This is a genomic window from Limnobacter litoralis (assembly GCF_030160455.1).
Classification (GTDB): Bacteria; Pseudomonadota; Gammaproteobacteria; order Burkholderiales; family Burkholderiaceae_B; genus Limnobacter; species Limnobacter litoralis.
This window is the reverse complement of the sequence record NZ_BSOJ01000027.1, coordinates 1-24,771: the sequence shown is the minus strand read 5'-3', so window position 1 is coordinate 24,771 and position 24,771 is coordinate 1. Positions and strand designations below refer to the sequence as shown.

General features: G+C 55.6%; 23 protein-coding genes. 12 read left to right on the top strand and 11 right to left on the bottom strand.

Features of this window, described 5'->3' with window-relative positions:
- Window positions 1–25 precede the first annotated feature (25 nt).
- From QQJ87_RS11030 to QQJ87_RS11020, 3 genes are all read right to left on the bottom strand, one after another.
- Window positions 26–844, bottom strand: a complete 819-nt coding sequence (locus QQJ87_RS11030) for an anti-sigma factor family protein (RefSeq protein ID WP_284281780.1) — start codon at window positions 842–844, stop codon at window positions 26–28.
- On the bottom strand, window positions 841–1,326 hold the full coding sequence (locus QQJ87_RS11025; RefSeq protein WP_284281870.1) for a sigma-70 family RNA polymerase sigma factor: 486 nt from the start codon (window positions 1,324–1,326) through the stop codon (window positions 841–843). Before QQJ87_RS11025 ends, QQJ87_RS11030 begins: the two co-directional genes overlap by 4 nt.
- 262 nt (window positions 1,327–1,588) lie before the next feature.
- The gene (locus QQJ87_RS11020) at window positions 1,589–2,017 is read right to left on the bottom strand and encodes a nuclear transport factor 2 family protein (protein ID WP_284281779.1); all 429 of its coding nucleotides are present in this window, start codon (window positions 2,015–2,017) and stop codon (window positions 1,589–1,591) included.
- Between the two features lie 253 nt (window positions 2,018–2,270).
- Between QQJ87_RS11020 and QQJ87_RS11015 the strand changes: the two genes are divergently transcribed.
- A complete protein-coding gene (locus tag QQJ87_RS11015; protein ID WP_284281869.1) occupies window positions 2,271–3,176 on the top strand; it encodes a LysR family transcriptional regulator in 906 nt (301 codons plus the stop codon).
- 65 nt (window positions 3,177–3,241) lie between these two features.
- On the top strand, window positions 3,242–3,877 hold the full coding sequence (locus tag QQJ87_RS11010; RefSeq protein ID WP_284281778.1) for a LysE family translocator: 636 nt from the start codon (window positions 3,242–3,244) through the stop codon (window positions 3,875–3,877).
- Window positions 3,878–3,938: 61 nt separating this feature from the next.
- On the opposite strand, the gene QQJ87_RS11005 is transcribed toward QQJ87_RS11010, so the two are convergent.
- The 3 genes from QQJ87_RS11005 to QQJ87_RS10995 form a co-directional block, all read right to left on the bottom strand.
- Window positions 3,939–4,328 carry a DUF4087 domain-containing protein gene (locus QQJ87_RS11005; protein WP_284281777.1) on the bottom strand — a complete coding sequence of 130 codons (390 nt, stop codon included), beginning with the start codon at window positions 4,326–4,328 and terminating at the stop codon, window positions 3,939–3,941.
- Window positions 4,310–4,882, bottom strand: a complete 573-nt coding sequence (locus tag QQJ87_RS11000) for a hypothetical protein (protein WP_284281776.1) — start codon at window positions 4,880–4,882, stop codon at window positions 4,310–4,312. The genes QQJ87_RS11005 and QQJ87_RS11000 overlap by 19 nt, the downstream gene beginning before the upstream one ends.
- A gap of 311 nt (window positions 4,883–5,193) precedes the next feature.
- Entirely contained in the window at window positions 5,194–7,392 is a 2,199-nt protein-coding gene (locus tag QQJ87_RS10995; protein WP_284281775.1) for a malate synthase G, read from the bottom strand.
- 231 nt (window positions 7,393–7,623) lie between these two features.
- On the opposite strand from QQJ87_RS10995, the gene QQJ87_RS10990 reads away from it, so the two are divergent.
- The 8 genes from QQJ87_RS10990 to QQJ87_RS10955 all read left to right on the top strand — a co-directional run bounded on the left by QQJ87_RS10990 (window position 7,624) and on the right by QQJ87_RS10955 (window position 17,232).
- Window positions 7,624–9,597 carry a CocE/NonD family hydrolase gene (locus QQJ87_RS10990; RefSeq protein ID WP_284281774.1) on the top strand — a complete coding sequence of 658 codons (1,974 nt, stop codon included), beginning with the start codon at window positions 7,624–7,626 and terminating at the stop codon, window positions 9,595–9,597.
- A gap of 105 nt (window positions 9,598–9,702) precedes the next feature.
- Entirely contained in the window at window positions 9,703–11,340 is a 1,638-nt protein-coding gene (locus QQJ87_RS10985) for an acyl-CoA synthetase (protein ID WP_284281772.1), read from the top strand.
- Between the two features lie 82 nt (window positions 11,341–11,422).
- Window positions 11,423–12,301 carry a glutathione-dependent disulfide-bond oxidoreductase gene (yghU, locus tag QQJ87_RS10980; protein WP_284281771.1) on the top strand — a complete coding sequence of 293 codons (879 nt, stop codon included), beginning with the start codon at window positions 11,423–11,425 and terminating at the stop codon, window positions 12,299–12,301.
- Window positions 12,302–12,369: 68 nt separating this feature from the next.
- Window positions 12,370–13,422, top strand: coding sequence for an ornithine cyclodeaminase (ocd, locus tag QQJ87_RS10975; protein ID WP_284281770.1), 1,053 nt, complete (start codon window positions 12,370–12,372; stop codon window positions 13,420–13,422).
- Window positions 13,419–14,363 (top strand): arginase, encoded by a 945-nt coding sequence (gene rocF, locus QQJ87_RS10970; protein ID WP_284281768.1) that lies wholly within the window; start codon window positions 13,419–13,421, stop codon window positions 14,361–14,363. The genes ocd and rocF overlap by 4 nt, the downstream gene beginning before the upstream one ends.
- Before the next feature lie 38 nt (window positions 14,364–14,401).
- On the top strand, window positions 14,402–15,058 hold the full coding sequence (locus QQJ87_RS10965; RefSeq protein WP_284281767.1) for an acetoacetate decarboxylase family protein: 657 nt from the start codon (window positions 14,402–14,404) through the stop codon (window positions 15,056–15,058).
- Window positions 15,059–15,063: 5 nt separating this feature from the next.
- Window positions 15,064–16,524, top strand: coding sequence for a flavin-containing monooxygenase (locus QQJ87_RS10960; protein ID WP_284281766.1), 1,461 nt, complete (start codon window positions 15,064–15,066; stop codon window positions 16,522–16,524).
- Window positions 16,525–16,599: 75 nt separating this feature from the next.
- Entirely contained in the window at window positions 16,600–17,232 is a 633-nt protein-coding gene (locus QQJ87_RS10955; protein ID WP_284281764.1) for a hypothetical protein, read from the top strand.
- Here the strand turns inward: QQJ87_RS10955 and QQJ87_RS10950 are convergent.
- Window positions 17,229–19,028, bottom strand: a complete 1,800-nt coding sequence (locus QQJ87_RS10950) for a hypothetical protein (RefSeq protein WP_284281763.1) — start codon at window positions 19,026–19,028, stop codon at window positions 17,229–17,231. The genes QQJ87_RS10955 and QQJ87_RS10950 overlap by 4 nt on opposite strands.
- A gap of 3 nt (window positions 19,029–19,031) precedes the next feature.
- The gene (locus tag QQJ87_RS10945; protein WP_284281762.1) at window positions 19,032–20,498 is read right to left on the bottom strand and encodes a hypothetical protein; all 1,467 of its coding nucleotides are present in this window, start codon (window positions 20,496–20,498) and stop codon (window positions 19,032–19,034) included.
- A gap of 73 nt (window positions 20,499–20,571) precedes the next feature.
- Here QQJ87_RS10945 and QQJ87_RS10940 point away from each other — a divergent pair, with 73 nt between their 5' ends.
- Together QQJ87_RS10940 and QQJ87_RS10935 are read left to right on the top strand one after the other, a co-directional pair.
- Window positions 20,572–21,246: a TetR/AcrR family transcriptional regulator gene (locus tag QQJ87_RS10940; RefSeq protein ID WP_284281761.1), complete on the top strand. Its 675-nt coding sequence runs from the start codon at window positions 20,572–20,574 to the stop codon at window positions 21,244–21,246.
- Between the two features lie 47 nt (window positions 21,247–21,293).
- Window positions 21,294–22,706 (top strand): WS/DGAT/MGAT family O-acyltransferase, encoded by a 1,413-nt coding sequence (locus tag QQJ87_RS10935; protein WP_284281760.1) that lies wholly within the window; start codon window positions 21,294–21,296, stop codon window positions 22,704–22,706.
- Window positions 22,707–22,730: 24 nt separating this feature from the next.
- Here the strand turns inward: QQJ87_RS10935 and QQJ87_RS10930 are convergent, their stop codons facing one another.
- Genes QQJ87_RS10930 through QQJ87_RS10920 form a run of 3 tightly spaced genes read right to left on the bottom strand, consistent with a single transcriptional unit; the run spans window position 22,731 to window position 24,552 of the window.
- Complete coding sequence (locus tag QQJ87_RS10930) at window positions 22,731–23,048, bottom strand: DUF190 domain-containing protein (protein WP_284281759.1); 318 nt, start codon at window positions 23,046–23,048, stop codon at window positions 22,731–22,733.
- A 15-nt stretch (window positions 23,049–23,063) separates the two neighbouring features.
- Window positions 23,064–23,447, bottom strand: coding sequence for a fluoride efflux transporter CrcB (gene crcB / locus QQJ87_RS10925; RefSeq protein ID WP_284281758.1), 384 nt, complete (start codon window positions 23,445–23,447; stop codon window positions 23,064–23,066).
- 4 nt (window positions 23,448–23,451) lie between these two features.
- On the bottom strand, window positions 23,452–24,552 hold the full coding sequence (locus QQJ87_RS10920; RefSeq protein WP_284281757.1) for a substrate-binding domain-containing protein: 1,101 nt from the start codon (window positions 24,550–24,552) through the stop codon (window positions 23,452–23,454).
- Window positions 24,553–24,771: the final 219 nt, after the last annotated feature.

Below are 24,771 nucleotides of genomic sequence, written 5' to 3'. Positions count from 1 at the left end.
GATTTTTCCTCTTTGGTTCCAACGGTTATGAAGATGCAATTTGCTCGTAAACAACCTTTGCGATACGAGCGAGTTCTTTCCTGCCTATCCCGGCCGACAATGCGTAACCGAATCTGCCGTCAATCCAATAGAAAACGTTAACAGGCCCTTCCTGCTCGAACCGGAATCGCGTGTCATGGTTTTGAGTCTGGTCTTTTGTGACATACAGTGTGAGCCTCTGGCCGGCAACATCCTGATACATGAATTGGGCGACCGGGCCGCTCTGGCCGGGCAACAGCCGACCGCCGATGAGCTCGTAACCGATCTGGCCAAGTTTTGGCGGCCTAATGGGGGTCCCAAGACGTTTCGAAAGCCAGGTAACCAGTTGGTCCTCCTGGTCGGCACCTATCTCCACCGGGCGTCTCACATCCGGGCTGTAGACCACGTGTGCAATTGCTGCTTGCCGTGCCAGATCGTCCGAACTTGAGCCTTGCGCAACTGTGTAAACACCATTTTTCGCAAGCATTTGTTCAGCATATGTCTGCCCATGCAAATACCAGCCAGCTATGCCACCTGTAAACGCGATGGCCACACAAGCAGCTATCCGTTGTAGATGCCAAGCGTGTGTGCGAGCAGGCGTTGGGGGGACTGTTAACCGTTTTGGTAGAGGCTCATCAAGCACGCTGTCAAACGCCATGTGCAAAGCCTCATTTTGCTTGAGATATGACTTGAGTCGCTCAGCCTCTGCCGGGTGTGATGCCAAATATGACTCTATCTCGGCACACCTGCTCAACGGTAACAATCCATCGATGTAGGCATGCAGATCCGCCTCCGTTACAAGAGCGTGACTGAATTGATCTTTCATTTCACCATCCTCAACAGGTTCGAAGACTCACGAACCTCCATTAAAGAACGCAATTTCTCGCGTGCTCGAAACAGCCTGGACATCACGGTGCCGACGGGGATGCTCAAGGTATTGGCTACTTCTTCGTAGCTCAGTTCTTCCAGCGAAACGAGCAACAGAACCTCCCTTTGTTCCATCGGCAACTTGCTCAGCGACGTATGCAAATCCATGATGAGCATTCGATTCATTTGAGGTTCACTCAAGTCCGATGCTTCCTTGTCTTCATCGTAAGCCTCGGTCGACATTCTTTGCCTGCGTACAGTGTCTACGAACAAGTTGTGCATAATAGAAAACAACCATGCGCGCATGTCGCTTCCATGCTGCCAGGAATTCAATCGACTCCAGCCGCGTTCCAGGGTGTCCTGGACAAGGTCCTCTGCCATGGAACGATTTCCTACTAGTGCTCGTGCATAGCGGCGCAGACTCGGGATACAGACTGTCATTTGTTCTTCCCGTGTCGTCATGACTTTCCTAATGCTCCTATTCAGATATGTGCTCACCAGGCGGACCAGTAATCTGTGTGTACTTGGACCACATCGCAATTTCAATCACGGGCGTCCCAAATAAGTTCACCTGTGTCCCGGGATGCCTAGTGCTAGTCACAACTATGGAATCTAAAAAACACATGCACGCTTATGTTTTTAACCCGATTGCGGCAAGTGCCCGATCTTGCACCAATCGGTATTCCCGCTCACACTCAAGTGATCAATAGCTGGACAACTCAAGTTTTGGATCAATCTGCCAAATCTCATCAACCAGTGCGCCTTCACGATAAGTCAGCACATACCGCACCTTGATCGGCATTTTTCCTACAAACATCACGTTGGCCGTGACAGTTGAGCCTTTCGGATTGGCTGACTCCTCAAGTTTGTCAATTTTCAATTCCAGAGGACCGACTGCCTTGCCGAACTTTTCCCACGTACTGCGGATTGCCTCATTGCTGCTGTACCTGCCATCAAGCGGACCGCCAACCCACTCAAGCACGGCATTTGCCGCATAACCTTTCATTATTCCATCGGTGTCATGTGAGGCAACTGCTGAAAAATGGGCTTTTGCTGCATCGCTGGCGGGCCCCGCAAGTGCGCTGCTTGCTGCTGTGAAACTCAACAGTGCTGTAATCAATAATTTTTTCATGATGCTCTCCGGTAGATGATTTAGTGATACTTACAACGGGATATACGAAATCTGGTGGCCTTTTATTCCAAACCTTTTGAAATTTTTCAGATGTCAATTGACGGTCGGGTCAAAGGCCCCCGACTCGGTCAGAAGACCTGTTGGTCTTCATTGCGGGGTCTTGCGGTAAGAATATGTGCATCCTGCAGAAGTAGATACGGCTTTTTTCTGTATCATTCAGCGACAACACAGTTATCTGAATCGCCTAACTCTTATGCGCCTATCGCTACGTCAGCTTCAGATCTTTTTAGCGATTGCCGAATCGGGAAGCACCACGGCGGCTGCCGATCTGATAGCCCTGTCTCAATCTGCCACCAGTTCGGCACTAATTGAACTGGAGTCAATGCTTGATGCAAGACTTTTCGATAGGCTTGGCAAACGGCTTAAGATCAATGACAACGGTCGCCTGCTTTTGCCTCAGGCCAGGCAGATGCTTGATGCAGCGTCGACTATCGAGAAGCAGTTTGCGCCGGGCGGCCTTGAGTCGGGTGCCGGGCTGCATATTGGAGCCAGTACGACGATTGGTATTTATCTGTTACCCAAGATGCTGTCGGCCTTTGGGTTGAAACAGGCGGGGGCTGCCCCGAGCGTAACTATCGCCAATACGTCGGAAATTGCAACTGCAGTGATTAATTTTGAGCTTGATATCGGCTTGATTGAGGGCCCGTGGCATGACCCTGACCTGCATGTAGAGCCCTGGATCGTGGATGATTTGATAGTGGTAGCTGCACCGAGCCATCCCCTGGTCTGTGACAATTCACAACATCCGATATCGATCAAGGCATTGCGAGAAGCCCTATGGCTGCTGCGCGAACCTGGTTCCGGTACGCGTGAGGCAGTAGAACATGCATTGGTTCCATACTTGCACAGCATCAATGCTGGTGGGCAGTTTAGTAATTCAGAAGCAATCAAGCACGCCGCTGCTGAGGGGTTGGGGTTGGCCTGTCTGTCGCGATTGGTTGTAGCCGATTTTATTTCAGCGGGAAGACTAGTGGAATTGAGTACTCCCCTTCCAATACTTAAACGAAATTTATTTCTAATCCATCAACGGCACAAAGTGTTGTCAGCACGACTTCAAACGTTTTTACGATTTTGCAGGGAAAGGTCAAATCAGAAATAATGCATAGCTGGCTTGTAGAAATCCTGCTCTCCAATTCACCGTTGTGATTTTATGGTTTGCACTGAATGACCCAGAATAGCTTGATTCTTTTCGCGGCCGCCGCGTTTCTCATGGCTTTAACCCCGGGCCCCAACATGATGTACCTGTTGTCGCGTTCGCTGTGTCAGGGGCGTCGCGCCGGTGTGATGTCGTGGTTTGGGGTGGTGCTGGGTTTTACGGTGCACATGTGTTCTGCCGCGTTGGGTTTGTCTGCGCTGTTTCTGGCTGTGCCGATGGGCTATGAAGTGCTTCGCTTCGCGGGTGCTGTGTATTTGGGCTGGCTGGCTTGGCAAACCCTCAGGCCGGGGGCGCGATCTCCTTTCGAGCCGACACCGATGGCTGCCGAGTCAGATCGCCGATTGTTTGTGATGGGGGTGATGACCAGCATACTCAACCCCAAAGTGGCCATTTTTTATCTGTCGGTGCTGCCTCAGTTCATTGTGCCGGGAAGAGGTTCAGTGCTCGGTCAAAGTCTGGTATTCGGCATGACACAGGTGTTGATAGGCGCCACGGTCAATTTGCTGGTGGCCTTGTGCGCCGCGCAGATTGCGGTGTGGTTTGCCCGAAACCGGTTTTGGCTGTCCGTGCAGCGCTATGTCATGGGGTTTGTGTTGGGCGCGCTGGCCCTGAGGCTGCTGGTTCAGCCACGCCACAGCGCGTAGGGGCAAGGTCACATGAAAGGCCTTCAAGACACGGACACGCCGGAGGCCTAGTTTTGAATTTTCATTTGGTTGGTGTCTTGAGCTTTAATGTAGCTCGACAGTAGTCCAGTGATTTGATTTTTGAATCGACTATTTTTTGAACAAAATGCGTTGCTGTTTCAACCTCAAGTTTCATGCAAGCGCATCCATATCCATGGAACCCCGAATTGGTCACTGCCCATTGTTTGTCTGGAAACTCAGGCCAGTCTCCTTGCGCCTCGTGACCACCTTGTTGCGAAATAATCCAACTCTCGTGTTTTGTGGCAAAGGTAACTTCGTTGGGTACAGGGTTGATGAACCAGCCGCATTCGTTAATGACCTGCTTGCTGGCGTTGCAGGCTGTGGTTATCAAAAGCAGTGGGATACAAACTCCGAGTAATCCGAGGTGTTTGATTATGCTGGTTCTGGGCATTTCAAATCCACTTTGCTGTCGATCAAAATTTTTTCAAACTTTTTTGCTATTTCCGCGATTTCATGTGCACGATTGAGACCATTGACCATTCTCCGAGCATTCACATAGTCTGTGATGTCGCCATGAAAATAATCGGAAAATCGATGTCCGTTTGCGAATCCCTCGCCAGTTCGCATTCCGTGCGACATCAACCGGTAGGCGATCTCCGGTTTCAGCACCAAATCAGGTTTTAACAACAGTTGAAGGCCCATGCCCAATGCTACGCTGGCTCGGGCGTAGTTGCTCCACCAGGTTAATTGGGTATAACCACGACCGTAATATCTATTCTCGGTCCCTTTGTTATTTACATAACTGGAGTTTGGCTTAATGTTACACACGGCCCCTAATGTGGCTTTTGGGGTTTTCGCAACTGCCTTTCCTGACAATGAATCAATTTCAAACTGATCGCCATCGAACTCCGTAACAAGGACGTTTCCGGTTGATAGCTTCTCGACTTTGACTGGAAGAAAATAATTTCGTCCTGCACCTCTACCAAATTCTGTCACTGGCTTCATGGTTATAACCCATGCCTTCGACTTCAAGATCTTTCAAGCAGCTCGATGTGTAATGAGGGTCAGATGCGAACTGCTTGCGGAATTCCACCAGGAACTTGAATTTGTCGAACGGATGGCAGTAGAAGTAAGGCTGATTGGACATTAATCATCATTGGTACGGTTCACATGTTCCTGCACTGTAGGTATTTTCGATTCGGTTAGCAAATGTCTATTCTGTTCTGATTAAAAAACACCCGCTGGCTTTTGACCAGCGGGTGCTCGACTCAGGCCGGGTTGGATATCCGGCTTTCCCAGGTAACTTGTTGTTCAGCTCAGGCTGCGCCAGCCTTCACTTTCAGGCGCCATGCGTGCAGCAGTGGCTCGGTGTAGCCGGAAGGTTGTTCCTTGCCCTTGAACACCAGATCGCATGCTGCCTTGAAGGCGGCAGACTTTTCAAAGTTGCCAGCCATGGGCTGGTAAGCGGGGTCGCCTGCGTTCTGGCCATCCACCACAGCGGCCATGCGCTTCATGGTTTCCATGACCTGTGCTTCGGTCACGATGCCGTGCTCCAGCCAGTTGGCAATGTGCTGGCTTGAAATGCGCAGTGTGGCGCGGTCTTCCATCAGGCCAACGTTGTTGATGTCGGGCACCTTGGAGCAACCCACACCCTGATCCACCCAGCGAACTACATAGCCCAGAATGCCCTGTGCGTTGTTGTCCAGTTCTTGCTGCTTTTCAGCGTCAGACCAGTTGGTGTTGGTGGCCACGGGCACTTGCAGCAGGTCGGCCAAAATGGCTGGGCGCTCGGCTTCAGCGTCGATTTTTTCAAGCTCGGCTTGAACAGCGGCTACGCTGACCTGGTGGTAGTGCAGGGCGTGCAAGGTGGCTGCCGTGGGTGAGGGCACCCAAGCGGTGTTGGCACCGGCTTTGGGGTGGCCGATTTTCTGTTCCAACATGGCCTTCATCAGGTCGGGCATGGCCCACATGCCCTTGCCGATTTGCGCGCGGCCTTTCAGGCCACAGCTCAAACCAACCAGCACGTTGTTCTTTTCGTAGGCGGCAATCCACTTGCTGCCTTTCATGTCGGCTTTGCGGATCATCGCGCCAGCCTGCATGGCGGTGTGCATTTCGTCGCCAGTGCGGTCCAAAAAGCCGGTGTTGATAAAAGCTACACGGCTTGCAGCGGCAGCAATACAGGCCTTCAGGTTGACTGAAGTGCGGCGCTCTTCGTCCATGATGCCGAGCTTGACGGTGCTTTCTGGCAGGCCGAGCAGCTTTTCAACACGGCTGAACAGTTCACCGGCAAAGGCGACTTCGGTGGGGCCGTGCATTTTGGGCTTCACGATGTACACAGAGCCTTTGCGGCTGTTGCGAATGCCGTTGACGCCATGGCCTTTCAGGTCGTGCAGGGCGATGGTGGTGGTGACGATGGCGTCCAGAATGCCTTCTGGAATTTCCTTGTTGTCAGCGCCCCACAGAATGGCGGGGTTGGTCATCAAGTGACCCACGTTGCGCAGGAACAGCATGGAGCGACCGTGCATGGTCACTGTGCCACCGTTTGCACCGGTGTATACGCGGTCGGCGTTCAGGCCGCGGGTGAAGGTTTTGCCACCCTTGGTGACGGATTCAGTCAATGTGCCTTTCAGAATGCCCAGCCAGTTGCTGTATGCCAGCACTTTGTCGTCGGCGTCCACCGCAGCCACAGAGTCTTCGAGGTCGAGAATGGTCGACAGGGCCGCTTCCAGCACCACGTCGGCCACACCAGCGGCGTCAGACTGGCCGATGGGTGTATTGCGGTTGATGATGATGTCGGCGTGAATGCCGTTGTTGACCAGCAGCACGGAAGAGGGTGCAGCGGCATCGCCTTGGTAACCCACCAGTTGTGCCGCATTGGCCAAAGTGGCCACTTTTCCATCTTTTTGGGCCACTTTCAGCGCGCCGCCTTCGATGGCGTAGCCAGCGGCTTCCTTGTGGCTGCCACCGCTCAGTGGGAAAGAAGCGTCGAGGAAGTTGCGCGCGAATTCAATCACTTTGGCGCCGCGGACGGGGTTGTAGCCGCCTGCGCGGTCAGCACCGCCTTCTTCAGAAATGACGTCGGTGCCGTACAGCGCGTCGTACAGGCTGCCCCAGCGGGCGTTGGCGGCGTTCAGCGCGTAGCGTGCATTCAGGATGGGCACCACCAATTGTGGGCCGGCTTGAGTGGCCAGTTCGCTGTCGACGTTCGCTGTGGTGGCCTGCACCTTGGCGGGCTGCTCAACCAGGTAACCAATCTTTTTCAGGAATTCCTGATAGGCGGCCATGTCTTTGATGGGGCCGGGGTTGGCTTTGTGCCAGGCATCCATTTCAAGCTGGATGCGGTCGCGCTCGGCCAGCAAAGCGGCGTTTTTGGGGGCCAGGTCAGCCACAATGGCGTCAAAACCTTTCCAGAAAGCGGCGCTGTCGATGCCAGTGCCGGGCAATACCTGTTCTTCAATGAACTTGTACAGATTGGTGGCTACTTTCAAGCCGTGAACGGTTGTGCGTTCTGTCATTTTTTGAAACCTCAAGCTGTGGAATAAGTGGCGCGCTTTCTGTTGCTGCACGTCTAGACCGAAGATTGTAAAGGATTTGATGCGCGAACTTTATCCGAGGAAACGAGAATACCGACACCGTGAATCCATTTGCAGACATTTTCTGTATCAAGTCAGTAATTTACCGTCTTGTTGTGGAAGTTACCCGGGAGTAATCTTCTGGGAAAATTTAAAACCCACGGAGACTTTTCAATGAAATTCAAGGGTTTGGGTGGGGCTTGGGTGCTGTCTGTGGCTGCGGTTTTGGCCGGTTGTGGCGGGCAAGATCCGACCACCACGGGCGCTTCTGGCAGCGCAGGCGGGTCGGTTTCGGCCTCTCAGGCGGACAATGGCCCGAGTTTTTCAACCCTGGGTACACGCACCAGCACAGCCCGGCAAGTGCCAATTACGAAGGGCAACGGTCAAAAGTGGTTCGATTACGATCGCCCTGTCGATTTTCCCGGCGTCACAGCACTGCCCACGCAATACATCAAGATGAGCGACGGCGCCGAGCTGGCGGCCACCATCAGCCTGCCGGCCAAAGCCGACGGCACTGCGGCGGATGGCAAGTTTCCGGTCATTCTGATTCAGACTTCTTACAACAAGCGGGTGGGTTCCTACGTGCCAGCTTTGGGCGGTGCCGACCCTTACCTGGTTCAGCGTGGTTACGCCACTGTGGTGGTGGATGTACGTGGCACAGGCAATTCAGACGGCGTGTGGCGCGCATTTGATGAACGCGAGCAACAGGATTACGGCGAGGTCGTGAATTGGGTGGCCAACCAAGCCTGGAGTAACGGCAGCATTGGTGTATATGGCGTGTCCTACCTCGGCATTACCGCCATGCTGACCGCTTCCCAAGGCAACCCGGCTGTGAAAGCGGCGTTCCCGATCGTGCCGATCGGTGATGGCTACCGTGACATCGTTTTTACGGGTGGGCAGGTCAACCCCACCTTTATCCCGCTCTGGCTGGGCCTGGTGACCGGGCTGGGCAGTGTGCCATTTGATTCTCTGCAGACCGACCCGCAGAAAGGCCTCACCCAGATCGTTCAGCATTTGTTGAGCGCTGTCAACGATTTTCAGGGGCCTACCATCGTCAAGGCGGTCACGGGCGATTCAAACACCGCCTACGACGGTGATTTCTGGAAGACGCGTTCCCCACTGGAGGTGGCAAAAAACGTAAAGGTGCCTACATTTGTGGTGGGCGGTTTGCACGACTTGTTTCAGCGCAGCGAACCGCTGTGGTTTGAAAACCTGAAGCAGAACACCACCACCAAACTGCTGATTGGTCCATGGACTCACATTCAGGCTGGCGGCGTACCCTCTGATGGCTTGCCAGCCGATGCTGTGCCCGCCATGAATCACATTGAACTGATGTGGTTTGACCAGTACTTGAAGGGCATGAATGCCAAGGCTGACAGCGTGCCGAATGTGACGCAGTTCGTGCAGGGCTACGGACATTATGTGAGCACCAGCAACTGGCCACACCCCAACATGCAGGCCACTGCGCTGTATCTGCATGGTGACAACAGCTTGAGTGCCAACCAGCCTGTTGCCGGCGAGCAAAGCAACACGATTTTGCAGGCACCTGTGTTTGGTTTGTGTTCGCTCAGCACCTCGCAGTGGACCGCTGGCATTGCCGGTTTTGTGCCGCTGCCTTGCTTCTCGGAAGACACCTTCAACCAGATTCCGTCTGCCAATTTCCGTACGCCAGTGTTGGCCGACGACTTGTACCTGAACGGCCCGATAGAGGCCGACGTGTGGATCAGCACCACCAGTCTGGACGCCAGTTTGTCAGTTCGGGTGTCGGATTACGACCCCGCTACAGGCAAGTCGCTGGCCATCACCAATGGTTTGTTGACCGCGTCACACCGGGCAGTGGATGACACGCGTTCCCGCTTCATCAATGGGTTGCGCATTCAACCTTGGCACCCGTTCACCCAGGCGGCGGTTCAACCCGTCAATATGAACGAACCCATGTTGCTGCCCGTGGAAATCTTCCCGACCAGCGCCATGATTCCGAAAGGGCACCAATTGCAGATTTCGATTGCGTCCAGCAACCTGCCGCAGGGCCTGCCACCCCTGGTGACTTTGGTCAAAGGTGCAGTGGGGGTCGTGACAATTCTGAACGACGACAAACACGTCTCGAAGGTGGTTTTGCCCGTGGTGCCCAACACGGCCTTGAAATAAGGCCATCCGGCAGGCGACCCCCGTGGGTCGTCTGCTTTTGTCAGCTTCCTGCCAGCTTGGGCGTTGCATAATGCGGGTATTCCATAACACATCCGCGAGACATTCATGAGCAACGCCTACGCCCAGGGCCTAGACGCCAATCCAGCCAACTTTGTACAGCTGTCCCCTTTGAGTTTTCTGGCCCGTTCGGCTTTGGTGTATCCCAAGCGCATCAGCCTGATTCAGGGGGAGCGCCACTACACCTGGCAAGAAACCTATGCCCGGTGCAAAAAGCTGGCCAGTGCGCTGGCTGCGCATGGCGTGGGCAAAGGCACCACCGTGGCGGTCATGTTGCCCAACATCGCGGCCATGTTTGAGTGTCACTTTGCCGTGCCCATGACGGGCGGTGTGTTGAACACCCTGAACACTCGGTTGGACGCCAAAACCATTGCTTTCATGCTGGGCCATGGCGAGGCGAAGGTGTTGATCACCGACCCTGAGTTTTCCGGCACCATCAAGGAGGCGCTGGCCTTGCTGACCGGGCCAAAGCCCCTGGTGATTGATTCCCTGGACCCGGATTATCACCAAGGCGAGTCGCTGGGCAGTGTGAACTATGAGGATTTTCTGGCGCGAGGCGACGACAACTACGCTTGGCAACTGCCTGAAAACGAGTGGGACGCCATTTCCTTGAATTACACCAGCGGCACCACGGGCGACCCCAAAGGTGTGGTCTATCATCACCGGGGCGCTTACCTCAATGCCGTGTCGAACATTCTGGCCGGTAACCTGCCTCAACACGCCACCTATCTGTGGACGCTTCCCATGTTCCATTGCAATGGCTGGTGCTTCCCCTGGACCATGGCGGCCAATGCGGGCACCAGTGTGTGCCTGCGCAAGGTGGACCCTGCTGTGGTGTTCCCGCTGATTCGCCAACATCAGATCACCCACCTGTGTGGCGCACCCATTGTGTTTGGCATGTTGATCAATTCACCCGAGGCGAAAACAATTGGGCTGGATCACCCGGTCAGCGGCCTGATTGCCGGTGCACCGCCACCCGCTGCCATTTTGGAAGGGTGCGAAAACCTGGGCATCAGCATTACCCATGTGTATGGCCTGACTGAGACCTACGGCCCCGCAGCGGTGTGCGCGCAGCAGCCTGAGTGGGGTGATTTGCCGATTGCCCAGCGGGCTGAGCGCAATGGCCGGCAGGGTGTGGCTTACCACTTGCAGGAAACCGTGACGGTGCTGAACCCGGAAACCCTGCAGCCCGTGCCTGCCGATGGCGAAACGATGGGCGAGATCATGTTCCGCGGCAACATCGTGATGAAGGGCTATTTGAAAAACGAAAAGGCCACCAAGGCGGCCTTTGAGGGCGGTTGGTTTCACACCGGCGACCTGGCGGTGGTGCATCCCGATGGCTACGTGAAAATCAAGGACCGGTCCAAGGACGTCATCATTTCGGGCGGAGAAAACATTTCGTCTGTCGAGGTGGAAGAAGTGCTGTACCGCCACCCCAGCGTGATGGCCGCAGCGGTAGTGGCCAAGCCCGATGCGAAGTGGGGTGAAGTGCCTGCAGCCTTTGTGGAGCTGAAAGACAGCGCGGTGCTTTCCGAGGCGGATCTGATCGAGTTCTGTCGTGAACACATGGCGAAATACAAAGTGCCCAAGCAAATCGTGTTTGGGCCTTTGCCGAAAACCGCCACTGGCAAAATCCAGAAATTTGTGTTGCGTGAGCAGATGAAATCGGCGTCGGCCATTGAATAGGGCTTGGTTTTTCCGAAATGGCAATTCGTTCAAAAAAATGGCGTTATCATGCTTTTTTGCAGTACAACAAAGAGGTTAACTCATGAGCGATGGAAAGTACGTTCCCCCGAAAGTCTGGACCTGGGATTCTGCCAACGGCGGTGCCTTTGCCAACATCAACCGGCCCATTGCGGGTGCCACGCACGACAAGGCCTTGCCGGTGGGCAAGCACCCCTTGCAGTTGTATTCGCTGGCCACGCCCAACGGTGTGAAAGTAACCGTCATGCTGGAGGAATTGCTGGCCAAGGGCCATGCGGGTGCTGAATATGACGCCCACCTCATCAAGATCAGCGAAGGCGACCAGTTCAGTTCCGGCTTTGTGGAAGTCAACCCCAATTCCAAAATTCCAGCGCTTGTGGACCGCAGTACCAACCCGGCCACACGCGTGTTTGAATCAGGCTCCATTTTGGTGTATCTGGCTGAAAAGTTTGGCGAGTTTTTACCCAAAGACCCGGCTGGTCGAACTGAAACCCTGAACTGGCTGTTCTGGCAAATGGGTAGCGCGCCCATGTTGGGTGGCGGCTTTGGCCACTTTTACGCCTATGCACCCGAGAAGTACGAATATCCGATCAACCGCTACGCCATGGAAGTGAAACGTCAGCTGGACGTGCTCGACAAAATGCTGGCAACCCGCACCTACATTGCCGGTGAGGACTACACGATTGCCGACATGGCGATCTGGCCCTGGTATGGCGGTGTGGCGTCCAATGCGGTTTACAACGCAGCCGAATTTCTGGATGTGCAAATTTACAAAAACGTACAACGCTGGACCAAGATGATTGGCGAAAGGCCCGCTGTAAAACGGGGTCGAATGGTCAATCGCGCCTGGGGAGCCCCCGAGGAGCAGCTGCATGAACGCCATGACGCTTCTGACTTCGATCTGAAAACCCAGGACAAATTGAACCCGCCGAAAGCCAGCTGACAGGGTGTTTTCTTTCACCCGCAATGAGCGCATGATGGAACTGTCTGCACGGTCAGACGGAGGCCATCATGCAACTCAACAGACAGGTTAAAACCACCTTCCTGAGCGTGAGCGATGTACGCCACCTGATTGAACGGGAAGGGCTCTACAATTGCCTGGCCGGCATGGCGCAAGACATTGAATCCGACTTTCTTCACTGGAAAGAATTTCGAAAAAGTCCGCGCACTGCCAGCCACACCAAAGACGGTGTCATTGAATTGATGCCCATTTCCAACGCGCGGCAATTTGCGTTCAAATACGTCAACGGTCACCCTTACAACCATCGCTTTGGCTTGCCCACCGTCATGGCCTTTGGGGTGCTGGCCGATGTGGCCACGGGTGCCCCGCATTTCATCAGCGAACTGACCTTGACCACGGCCCTGCGGACTGCGGCCACGTCGGCGGTGGCCGCACGGGCGCTGGCACGGCCAGGTTCAAAAATCATGGCCGTTATTGGCAATGGTGCCCAAAGCGAATTTCAGGTGGCGGCATTTGCCCATTTGCTGGGCATCCAAGAGTTTCGTCTGTATGACATCAGCATGGATGCCACCCGCAAGCTGGTCGACAACATGCGCCACATGGGTCTGGATGCGAAGCCCTGCGCCAACGTGGAATCGGCGGTGAAGGGGGCGGACATCGTGACCACATTGACGGCCGACAAAAACCGCGCCACGGTGATTACCCCCACCATGATTGAACCGGGCATGCATCTGAACGCAGTGGGTGGTGATTGCCCCGGAAAGACCGAGGTTCATCCCGATGTGCTGCGCCGGGCGCGTGTGTTTGTGGAGTACGAGCCACAAACCCGGATGGAGGGTGAAATTCAGCAGATGCCCGCTCATTTTGAGGTCACCGAGTTGTGGCAGGTGTTGGCCAGGCAAGCGCCCGGGCGCAGCAACAACGAAGAGGTTACCTTGTTTGATTCGGTGGGTTTTGCGCTGGAGGATTTCTCGGCCCTGCGTTACTGGAAGACGTTGGCCGGCCACTGGCACGTGGGTCAAAGGCTGGATTTGGTGCCGCAACTGGAAGACCCTCGTAATCTGTTTGCCTGTTTGCGCATGGGGCAGGAGTGCGAGGTGTGAATGCGTGTGATTTCAGAGGCATTGGCCTGCTGGGCGCTCCCACGGGTGTGGGTGCTGGCGTCAAAGGCACCCGCCACGGGCCTCAGGCCCTTCGGGCCAATGGTCTGCTGGAGGGTTTGCGGGGGGCTGGCTGGCCAGTGACCGATTGGGGCGATCTGCCCAAGCCCGGCAAGATTTCGCTGTCTGAGGATGAGCCGTCTACCTTTGCAGTGAAGGATTGGCAGCAGGTGTTGGGCTGGAATCTGGCGGTATTCAATGCAGTCAGCCAGGTGTTGCAGCACGGTCAAATGCCTTTGCTGATCGGTGGAGATCACAGCGTGGCCGTAGGGTCGGTCAGCGCGGTGGCAGCGCACTGCAGAGCAACCGGCAAACGGTTGAAGCTGGTTTGGCTGGACGCGCACGCTGATTTCAATATGCCACACACCAGCCCCAGCGGCAACGCCCACGGCATGCCGTTGGCCTGCCTGTGTGGTCTGGGCCCGCCTGCGCTGGCACAAATGGCCGGGTTTCCGCAAGCGGTGGCTCCGGCCGATGTCAGCCTGATTGGCGTTCGATCTATCGATGCGGGTGAACAACGCCTTTTGCAACAGGCAGGGGTGCATGTTTTTTCAATGGCGCAAATCCGACAATTGGGCATGCACGAGACATTGAGGCTGGCCTTGGGCGACCACGGGCCAGACGTGCACCTGCATGTCAGTTTTGATCTGGATTTCCTGGACCCGGTTTTGGCGCCCGGTGTCGGCACGCCTGTGGCGGGTGGCCCCACCCAGGAGGAGGCTTTTCAGTGCGTGCGTCACATGGCGGCTTTTGGTCAGGCTGGCTCCATTGACTTGGTGGAATACAACCCTGCAAAAGACCCAGGCGGCATGACAGCCCGACTGGCGGTGGAATTGTTGCAATCTTTACTGCCCGCGTTGTCGGCCGGGGGTATTCGCGTTTAAGATCATGCCATACACAAAAATGATCAAACGTTTGATTTATGCGAAACAACTTTCCTGCCCCGTGGAATTTGACTGGTCGTGGTTTGATTGTGCTGTTCAAGGGCAATCAAATGGCCACCCTGAGCGATCCTTGCGTGCCCAGGCATGTCAAGGGCAATCTCAAATCGCCCCTGCGCGTGTTGATGCTGGTGGATTATGCGTCCTCGGATGCCGGCCCTTATCAGGAGCTGTTGTTTCTGCCCGGCAGCATCGAATTGCTGGGCAAGCGCAGGTTCACCATCAGCAATATTTTTGTGTCGTCCATGGCCAGCGTAATCAATGGACGGGCCAATTGGGGCATCCCGAAAAACCTGGCTGACTTTGAGTGGGAAACGCGCCCGGATGGAAGCCAGCGTGTGTGTGTTCGAAGCGAGGGCCACCCCGTGTTCGAGATGGACTGGCAGGGCGTCGGTTTTCGTTTTCCAGTGTCGACCCGCATTGCGCCCAAGGCATTCAAAACCCTGGTGCAGCAGTGGGAGGGCCAGTGCTTCACCTACAGCCCAAGCGCAGCCGGGCGGGCGCGTTACGCCCGTGTGGGCGAAATCAAAAGCCGTTCAGGCCTGTTTCCGGCACTGGAAAGGACCGAGGTACTGACCGCCTTTGAGATTGCCGATTTTCAGATGACTTTTCCAATTCCAGACATTGAGGCTTTGTAAAGACCATGACTACCGTGTTCGAAGAAGACGTTCTAATCGTGGGTGCCGGTATTTCCGGCATCAGCGCCGCCTGCCACCTGAAGAAGGAATGCCCGAAGCGCCGTTTTACGATTCTGGAAAGGCGCACCAAAATTGGCGGCACTTGGGACCTGTTTCGCTACCCTGGCATCCGGTCGGATTCCGACATGTTCAGTTTCGGTTTCAAGTTCAAGCCTTGGCGCAACGCGCACTTTTTCTCGCATGGGCCCGACATTCGCAGTTACGTGCAAGAAGCCGCGGAAGAAAACCGGGTGTTCGATCACATTCGGTTTGAGCGCAAAGTGGGCAGCGCCAATTGGGACAGCGCATTGAAGCGCTGGGTGCTCGATGTGTTGAATGAGGCCACGGGTGAAACCGAGCAATACCGCGCGCGGTTCTTGATGAGTTGTGCGGGTTATTACAACTATGACCAAGGCTACAAGCCGCACTTTCCGGGTGAAGACCAGTTCAAGGGTTTGATTGTGCACCCCCAGCACTGGCCTGAGGACCTGGATTACACCGGCAAGAACGTGGTGATTATCGGCAGTGGCGCCACAGCGGTGACCTTGGTGCCCAACATGGCACCCAAAGCTGGTCATGTCACGATGCTGCAGCGTTCACCCAGTTACATTTTTTCATTGCCGTCGGTGGACGCGCTGACCAAGGTGTTGCAAAAAACACTGCCTGCCAAGCTGGCCTACAAGGCCAACCGGCTGCGCACCATCGGTTTGGCACACTTCATGTTCAAGGCCTGCAAAAGCAAGCCCACCGTGATGCGCAGGCTGATTATTTCGCGCATGCGGGCGCAGTTGAAGGGCTCCAATGTGGACATGAAGCACTTCACGCCAAAATACATGCCCTGGGACCAGCGCTTGTGCCTGGTGCCTGATGGCGATTTTTTCAAGGCACTGAAAAGCGGCAAGGCCAGTGTGGCCACCGATCACATCAAGACCTTCACGCCAGAGGGCATCGAACTTCAAAGCGGCGAGGTGTTGAAGGCCGACATCATTGTGACCGCGACTGGTTTGAATGTGCAGATGTTTGGAGGCATTACCCTCTCGGTGGACAACAAGCCGGTTGAACTGGGCAACAAAATGATCTACAAAAGTGCCTTGCTGCAAGACGTGCCCAATGCCGCCATGGTGGTGGGCTACACCCATGCGTCCTGGACTTTGAAATCAGACCTGGTCAGCGGCTATGTGTGTCGCCTGCTGAACTGGATGGACAAAAAAGGCCATCAGGTGGTGGTGCCCAAAGCCGATGGCGTCAATGTGGTGGATGGCCTGACTGTGCTGGGTGGTTTGAATTCCGGCTATTTGCAGCGGGTTTCAGACCAGTTGCCACGGCAAGGTGAGCGGCACCCCTGGCACAACAAACAGGACTACTACTACGACAGCAAGTTGCTGCTGGACGAACCAGTGGAAGACCCAGCGCTGAAATTTGCGTGATCCATTCGGGCTGCCCTGCCCGAATGTACGATCTGTTGCGAATCGGGATTTGTTGGTAGCATCAAGGTCGTTTGAATGTCGAGCACGGCTGGGGCCTTGGTGAATCCGTATTTGCACAACGTTTCAAGTTTTTTGCCCCGGTTTTTGGTCCGTCTGGCCAATGCCGGGCACCTCGACGACGCCCGGCAGCCCCACGGCCACACACTTCATGGCATCGCCCTGTTTGCCGACATTTCAGGCTTCACTGCGCTGGCCCTCCAAGAGGCTGAACTGGCGGTCGAGCTGGCGTCCAAAGGGCTGCCACCTTTTACTCAGGCCTATGCGCTGGGGTGTGCCATGTGGACCTGTCTGCACATATCCGATGGGCCACGGGCCGAGCATTACGCGGCCGAGACTCTGCGCCTTTCACAGGCGCTGGGCTTTGATTATTTCGTGACTGCCGCCCGCGTGGTGTTTGGTTGGGCAAAAGTGTGGAATGGAGACGCCACGGGCGTGCCCGACATTCAGGAGGCGATTGAACAATGGCGCGCCCGTGGCAACACCATGGGTGTTCCCGCCTTCCTGATTCAACTGGCCCGCGTGCTGCGCAAAACCGGGCAGTCTGACAAAGCACAGGCCGTGCTGGTAGACCCTGTGTTTGTCAGCAGCCTGCCCAAGGAACCCTGGCTGGGCATGCTGGCCACCAAAATGATGAACGAAACCTTCTAGAAGTTTTGACGGTTCAGGGCTGACAGAGGCACCGCCTTGGTGTAGTCCGGTTTTCTGCCGCAATTGGATTCACCGGGTTTGCAGCTTCTGAACCGGGTAATGCCGCCGAAAGTGCCTGTCCACACACTGTGGTCGGGGCCAATCGTGGTGGCAGCATAAAAGCTGTTGTCGCTGGGCAGCGGCGTGCTGGGCACCACAAACTCGGTTTGCCCACTGGCAAAGTTCACAGCCTCCAGCGTCCAGGTGTCAATGCCATTGACGGTGCGCGATCCAATGCCGTAAATCAGGCCGTCGGCGGCGCTCATGGTGGGAATGCCGTTGGGCCAGCTGATGTCGGTGTTGCTCCACACGGTGTGACAGGTGCGGGTCTTCGGGTCCCAGTCCACACGTTGAAGGCCATGGGGCCGATTGAATGACAAGCCCGAAAGCAACTGCGTGAAGGGCTGTAACTGACTAGGCACTTGGGTCAGCAGCGGGTTCAGGGCCACGCGATTGTTCACCACCATGGCGCTGTTGCCACGCACCAGCACCGATTGTTCGGAGAGGCTCTGCGTGGCATTCGGATCGCCAAAATTAATGGGCACCTCGCAGGCGATTCGCCGATCAGCGCCCTCGCGAATGGGCTTCCAGTCGCCCGGAATTTGATCGCGCCACATGAAGACCACATTCATCAGATCAGCACCGTCGGTGATCACCACAAAGCGGTCGTCTGATCCACGTGTGCCTGCCAGCGTGGGGGTGCTGCCAGAACCTGGCCCGAGTCGTCCGGCACCGGTTTTGCCTGCGCCAAGGTAAGTGGACCGCCAGCCCTGCTGTAGCGTGTTGTTTTGTGCTTTGATCTGATACATGGCCTCGCTGGTGACCACATAGATGTTGTTGTTTTCATCTGCCGCAATGCTGTTGGACACTTCTTCCAGGCCGTTGCCGGTGTTGCAGCGTTCGCCGTTGATTTTGTAAACCTGAAGGCTGGCATTGCACATGGCCTGCGGGTAACGGGGCAGTATGCCGACGTTGCCATATTTGGTGGCAAAGGCCACATTGCCATTGGGCAGCATGGTGATGCCGACCATTTCATCGTTGTTGGTGCACAGGGCGTCGGGGGGCAGGGCAAAGTCTTTCAGCACCTTCACGCCCGAGCGGTGGTCGCCGGCTACTGCATCGCCGAACACCCGAATGTTTTTTGCCGCACCCACGATCAGGTTTTGGCTGCGGTCCAGCAGGTTGTAGGCGCCCGATGTTGAAATGGTGCCCACGCCGCTGGGCCTGTATTGCCCCAAAGTCTCCAGCGTTTCAGCGTCTTTTTTGAACACCAGCCCGGAAAATCCCACAGTGGAAGCCCACACGGCCACGTTTCCTTGGGGGTCGGGTTCAGTGAAGTCCATGATGATTGGGGCCGAGTCCAGATCGGTGTGGTCGATGTTCAGCGTGCTCAGGTCGCCTTTGACCCCCGGCAGGTTGCTGGACGCTTGTGCGTAATTGCCACGGTGCGCAGCAGACCAGGCGCTTTGCGCCAGTTGCGGATTGCAGGGCGGTTCATTGCCATCGGCGCTGGCGGGTGTGGTGCAGCTCAGGGTTTCCAGGGGCAGTGTGTTGCCGCAGGCCTTGGCCAATTGCACCAGGTTGGCATTGCTGGCACTCGTGGTAGTTCCTTCAACTGTGCTGTTGCCAGCCTGGGCTGGGGTGACGCTGGCGGAGGGGCCTGCCGCAGGGGTGACGGAATTGCTGTCGCTGCCGCAGGCCTGCAGACCCGCTACAGACAGGGCAAGCAACAGGGTGCTGACGTGGCGCTGTTTCATGGCTTACGATCCTGGCTTGAGGTGGTCAAATTGATACTTTGAACACAGCGCAAACACCTCTGCGGGGTTGTTGCTTTGCTCAAAAGTGGCTTTGTCGCAATAGGCGGCTTCTGGGTAGTACTCGCCCATGCCCGCTTTCAGATCTCCGCCAAACGGCTGATTCTGGATGGATTGTTTGAATGCCGGGTTGGCCAGCATGTGGCGATAGATCACGACCATGTCGGGATAGGCACCCCAGGCCAGCCAGGTGAACCCGTTGGCTGCTGTGGCATTGGCGGGTCGGTCCGCCAGGTCACTGACCACCGCCGTGAAGTAACCATTGGCGTCTATTGCAGTTTGATAGTCAGCGGCACATTGGGTAAAACGCTGGGTGGCAAATTCATTGCCGCAAATCGACCAGTACCGCATTTGCTCCTGGTTAAAACCCACGCCGCGTGCCCCGCGAAACGTGGGTGCCTTGGCCCTGACCAGCACAATATTGCCGTAGCGGCGGTTGAAAGTCGTGGAGGTGTAGGCGTTGTGAATGTTGCTCAAAAATCCGCCCCCGCCGTTCAAAGGCGCCACGTCAGGGGTTGGCGGCACGACGCCGGTTTGTTCTCGCCCGATGCCTAGCACAGTGTCTGGCAGGCTAAAAAACTTGGCAGATTTGGGTGGATAAGTGCCAATCGGAAAAAAGGTGGGCAATTGGTCGGGGTAGTCAGCCGACACCAAGGCGTTGTTCAAGCCCTGTTTCGGAGCCAGTCCGCCGAAAGTGGGTAGCAGGGGCTCTTCGCAATTGGGCAAGGTTGCAATTGTGTTCTTGCCGTCTGCCGATTCAAGCGTCAGTTGGGGCAATGGTACGCCGCCGCTGAAATAGTCGCCTGAGTGGGACACGTAAATGCGGTAAATCAGGGTAACCAGTCCAAAGTTGGGTGATCCACCCGGGCCAAGCGCCACATTGCCGCCGTACAGGGTATTCGGTGCCCTTGGAACCGAGACGTTTTGTGTGGGTGATTGCCCATAGTTTAAATAGGCGGTGTATGCGCCACCCGGGCGGCCGTTGGGTGTTGAAAAGGGGTTGCTTCGACCATTCTTGGGCGAGATCTCCACATCCGCCAGCGCGTCGGTGGGTCGAAGGGCTGGGTCGTACACATTGAATGAAAAGTAGCGCGCGTCGGGGTATCGGCCATCTATGCGCAGGCGATTGCCTGGTGTCAGCAAGACACTTGCAACCCAGTACTTGGCGCTGGTGTCTGGAAACGCGATGTTCGTGCGGTCTGGGTCTGAGGCGGTTTGCCAGCCACAACCCAGGCCTGCCGGGGCCTGCTGTGCCGACAAGGTGCTGGCCAGGCTTGGGCTGGGCGAGCTGGCATTGCCGCTTGGCGACACGGCTGGGCTTGTGCCGCCACCCGCATCGGTGTTGCCCATGCAGGCTGCAAGGCCAAGGCAGGCAATTGCCACGCCCAGTTGTTTCAAAGAGAGTGTCCGCATGTCAATCTGTCTCCCCGTCTTTGCGGTTTTCTGTTGTAATACCCCTGCTTTAATACTTTCAGATTAATACGCTGTGATTAATTCAACAATCCGCACATTACCGACAGAGGCGCACTCCGATACCCGCGAGCACATCTTGCAGGTGGCACTCATCGAGTTTGCCAAAGCTGGAATTGATGCGGTGAAGATGAGCCAGATTCGTGATCTGGCCGGGCAATCAAACCGGTCTGCGGTGTATTACCACTTCAAAACACGTGAGCTACTGGTGCAGGCAGTGGTTGATCGGGTAAAGCAGGGCTTGGCCGTCCACATGGACAAGGCGCAGCAGCAGTTTCAGGAACGCGGCCCTGTGCCCACCGTGGAGGCTTGGGTGGGTCTGGTGTTTCAGCCGTTTTTGAACTACTTCATGCTGAACCCGGAAGGACCGGTCGGTATTCGCTTTTTATCCCGATTGACTTGGCAGGCGGGGCAGCAGGGACAGTCGGTGTTGCAGAACCTTTTTCTGCCTTATCTCGAGCCATTTGAAGACAACCTGATGCAATGCCTGCCCGGGCGTGACCGGGTGGACGTGCGTTTTCGGATTTACCTTGCGGTGAACTCGGTGGTGCACGGCTTGGCCGACTATTCGATTCTGCTGGCAGACGAGCAGCTAAGCCCCATTTTTGAACGTCCAGACTGGATCAAACATCTGAATTCACTGTTTCTCGGGTATATCAAGGGAGGGCTGGCCGAACCCACAGAGACCTGAGCGGCCAGTCGATTATTAAAACCTTGATCTAACTGGGTATTTCTCGAATGAAGAAGAGACTGACTTTGCTTGACTCCGGCTGGTTGACCATGGAAACCCCGGAAACCCCCATGCACGTGGGCGGCCTGATGTTGTACGCCCTGCCGGACAACACCCCCGAAAATTACATGCAGGACATGCTGGCCTGGCTGAGAGACGCCAAGGAAGTGGCCCGCCCCTTTAACCGAAAGTTGCATGCGCGCCTGCCCATGAATCTGGATGCCGGGTGGGTGAACGACCACGACATCGACATGGAATACCATGTGCGCCACGCTGCTTTGCCCAAACCAGGTCGCATTCGTGAGTTGTTGTCGCTGATTTCGCGCGTGCATGCGCAACGGCTCGACCGCAACCACCCCCTGTGGGAATGCTATTTGATCGAGGGTATTGAGGGCAATCGCTTTGCCCTATACGTCAAGATTCACCACAGCCTGGTGGATGGCGTGGCCGCCATGCGGATTTTACAGTCGCGCCTGGCCATGGCAGCGGACCAGAAGCTGCCACCCCCTTGGTCGGCAGAGTGGGAGGACATTGAACGCGAACAGACCGGTAAAGTGAAATCGGCCAAACGCAAGGCCCCCTCGGTCGGTGAATCTGTCAAGGCCCTTGGCAATGTGGCAGTCAATCTGGCCAAGCTGGCTACAACTTCCAAAGACAGCAACGTCAAAAGCATTTACAAGGCCCCGCCCACGGTGCTGAACAAGCGCGTGCATCAGGCGCGTCGATTTGTGGCGCAGAGCTGGTCGCTGTCTCGTTTGAAAGCGGTGGCCAAGCAGTATGACGCCACCTTGAATGACGTGGTGCTGGCCATGTGTGGCGGTGCGCTGCGTGAATACCTGTTGGGTCATTCCGTGTTGCCAGCCCATTCACTGGTTGCCAACGTGCCGGTGTCCGTGCGTTCTGCCGATCAAGTGGACGAGGGCGGCAATGCCATCTCCGCAGTGCAGGTCACCCTGGGCACGCGCATTCGCAGTGCGTCCGTGCGTATCAAAGCCATTCAGGAAAGCATGGCCTCGGCCAAACAGCGGTTGGGTGACATGAGCAAGGTGGAAATCGACACCCACACCATCATGACCAACGTGCCTTTGCTGGCCGGGCAGGTCAGCGGGCTGGACGGCCGTATCCCAGTGTTGTTCAACGTGGTGGTGTCCAATGTACCAGGCCCTCGTGAGGCGCGTTTTCTGAACGGCGCTGAGTTGCTGGCCAACTACCCCGCTTCACTGATTTGGCACGGTTACGCCATGAACATCACCGTGCAAAGCTATCAGGACAATCTCGACTTTGGCATTATTGCCTGCCGCGAGTCTGCCCCGAAGGTGCAACGCATGCTGGATTATCTGGAGAATGCGTTGCTGGAGCTGGAGCAAGAGGCTGAAAAGCCTGCGCGCCAGGACAAAACCCAAACGGTGTCTGCTCAATAAGGCAAGCGGCAAGACTGATGGGTTTTACAGCTCGTCGGTCGTGCCGAATTCAATGGGTGTTTTGACGTAGAACAGTTTGATTTTTTCGGTTCTCAATAGCTCAAACACACGTTCCGCCTCGGCTTGGGTGACCGCCATGGTCACTTCAAGTGGTTGGTCGGCCAATTCAAAAAAGCGCGCAGCGTGCAATTTGTGGGCGTGCCCAAAGCCCTCGCTGGCGGTGCTTAAGGTGGCACCACCCAGTCCCATTTTTTTGGCTTGCTGAATTAACCATTCGCCCATTGGCACATGGCCGTGTTTGCGGTTTTGTTCGGTGAAAAACGTCAGTTGATAGCCATGCATAGTGTCCCCCGGTCATTAAACGTGTCTTAAGGCAGCCACTGTGGCCATGCCCAGCAGCGTCATGGTCAGCGAACCGATCACATGGATCGAAATGGCTGCACCGGCCCACACTAAACGGCCCTGTTGAATCAGACCGACGACCTCGGCCGAAAAGGTTGAGAAAGTGGTAAGTCCACCCAGAAAACCCGTGATGACCAACAGGCGCCATTCAGGGGCCAGTTCGGTGTGATGACTGAACCAGGCAATCGCCAAGCCAATGAGATAGCCACCCAACAGGTTCGCCACCAGTGTGCCGGGCGGCACGGTTGGAAACAGGTGGTTCAGGCCGTTGCCCAGGATCCATCGCAGCACTGCCCCAAGCGAGGCACCTGCGCAAATGGCAAGAATGGATTGCACCATTGAATTAACTCCGCTTACTTTGGTTTGAAATGAGATTGTGCCCCGGAAAGGTGTCCTGTAGTGTTTGAATCTGACCGCAGTCATGCGCTGAGTAACCAGGTAATTCATTCACCAAGGCTCTGAAAGCTTCGCTTTTGAGCACATCCACGACCCGCTTCACCGAGGGGCTTTTCAGTTGCTTTTCATGGCAAGCCAAAAAATAGCGTTCGGTGGCCATGGGCACGAAATCCAGTTTAAACCGTTTGGAAGGTGTTTCTACGCCGAGTCCCGCATCCGCCATGCCGCTTGCAACATAAGCTGCCACAGCCGCGTGGGTAAATTCGCTTTGGGTAAAGCCATTGAGCTGATCCGGGCTGATGCCCTCTTTGCGCAAAAGGCAAGTCAACAGAAAGTGCGTGCCTGAACTGGGCTGTCGGTTGACGAACCGCACCTCGGGGCGCGTCAGATCTTTCAAGGTGTAGATTTTCATGGGGTTTCCTCGTGCAACCATCAGCCCTTGGCGCCGTGTGGCTACATTGATAATGCGCACTGAGTCGGTGTTTAGCCATCGCGCATAGTGGGCCAGTGCCTCGGCTTCAAATTCGCCCTGCGGTAAATGGAAGCCAGCCAGATCACAATGACCCTGCCCAAGTGACGCCACTGCCTCCTGGCTACCCACATATTTGCGTTCAACGGCCTCGTTTTCGCGCAGCAAAATGTCTATCAGTTTTTCAACGGCAAACCCGTGGCTGGCATGCACCCGAAGTGGCTGAATGTGTTGGCTGAGTGCCTTTTCAAGTTCGCCCTCAAGCTCGGAGGACAAAGATTCCAGCATGGGGCTGAGCCGTGCAGAAATTCGGTGACCTGCCCACACCAGCTTTTCTCCCAGTGGGGTCAGGGTTGATCCTTTGCCCCTTTCCATGACCAATAAGGGTCTGCCTAATTGGGCCTCGCCCTGTCGAATCAGATTCCAGGCATGGCGATAAGACGCACCAGTCGCCTTGCAGGATTGGCTGAGACTACCGTGTTCCTGTACGTCTACGAGAAGGTCTAAAAGCCTGGGGGATAGCGGTTGATTGCTGGAGTCGGTGATGGTCCACACCGGTTTGATGGATACTTTATGCATTCAAAAACCTATAGAAATCCCCTAAGGGTTAACTCTTATGCTACTTAATGCATAAAAAATCGTGTTTTTTTCGCATATTGCACAATTTAAGCAGTTTACTCTACTCTCCGGTTTATGTCCTAAACACATAAGTTAGGACCGTGCGTTTTTCCAAATAATTAAAAGTATTGAGGCAGGAGGTTCAATGTCATCAGTTGCAGTAGGAGATATGCGAGGCGG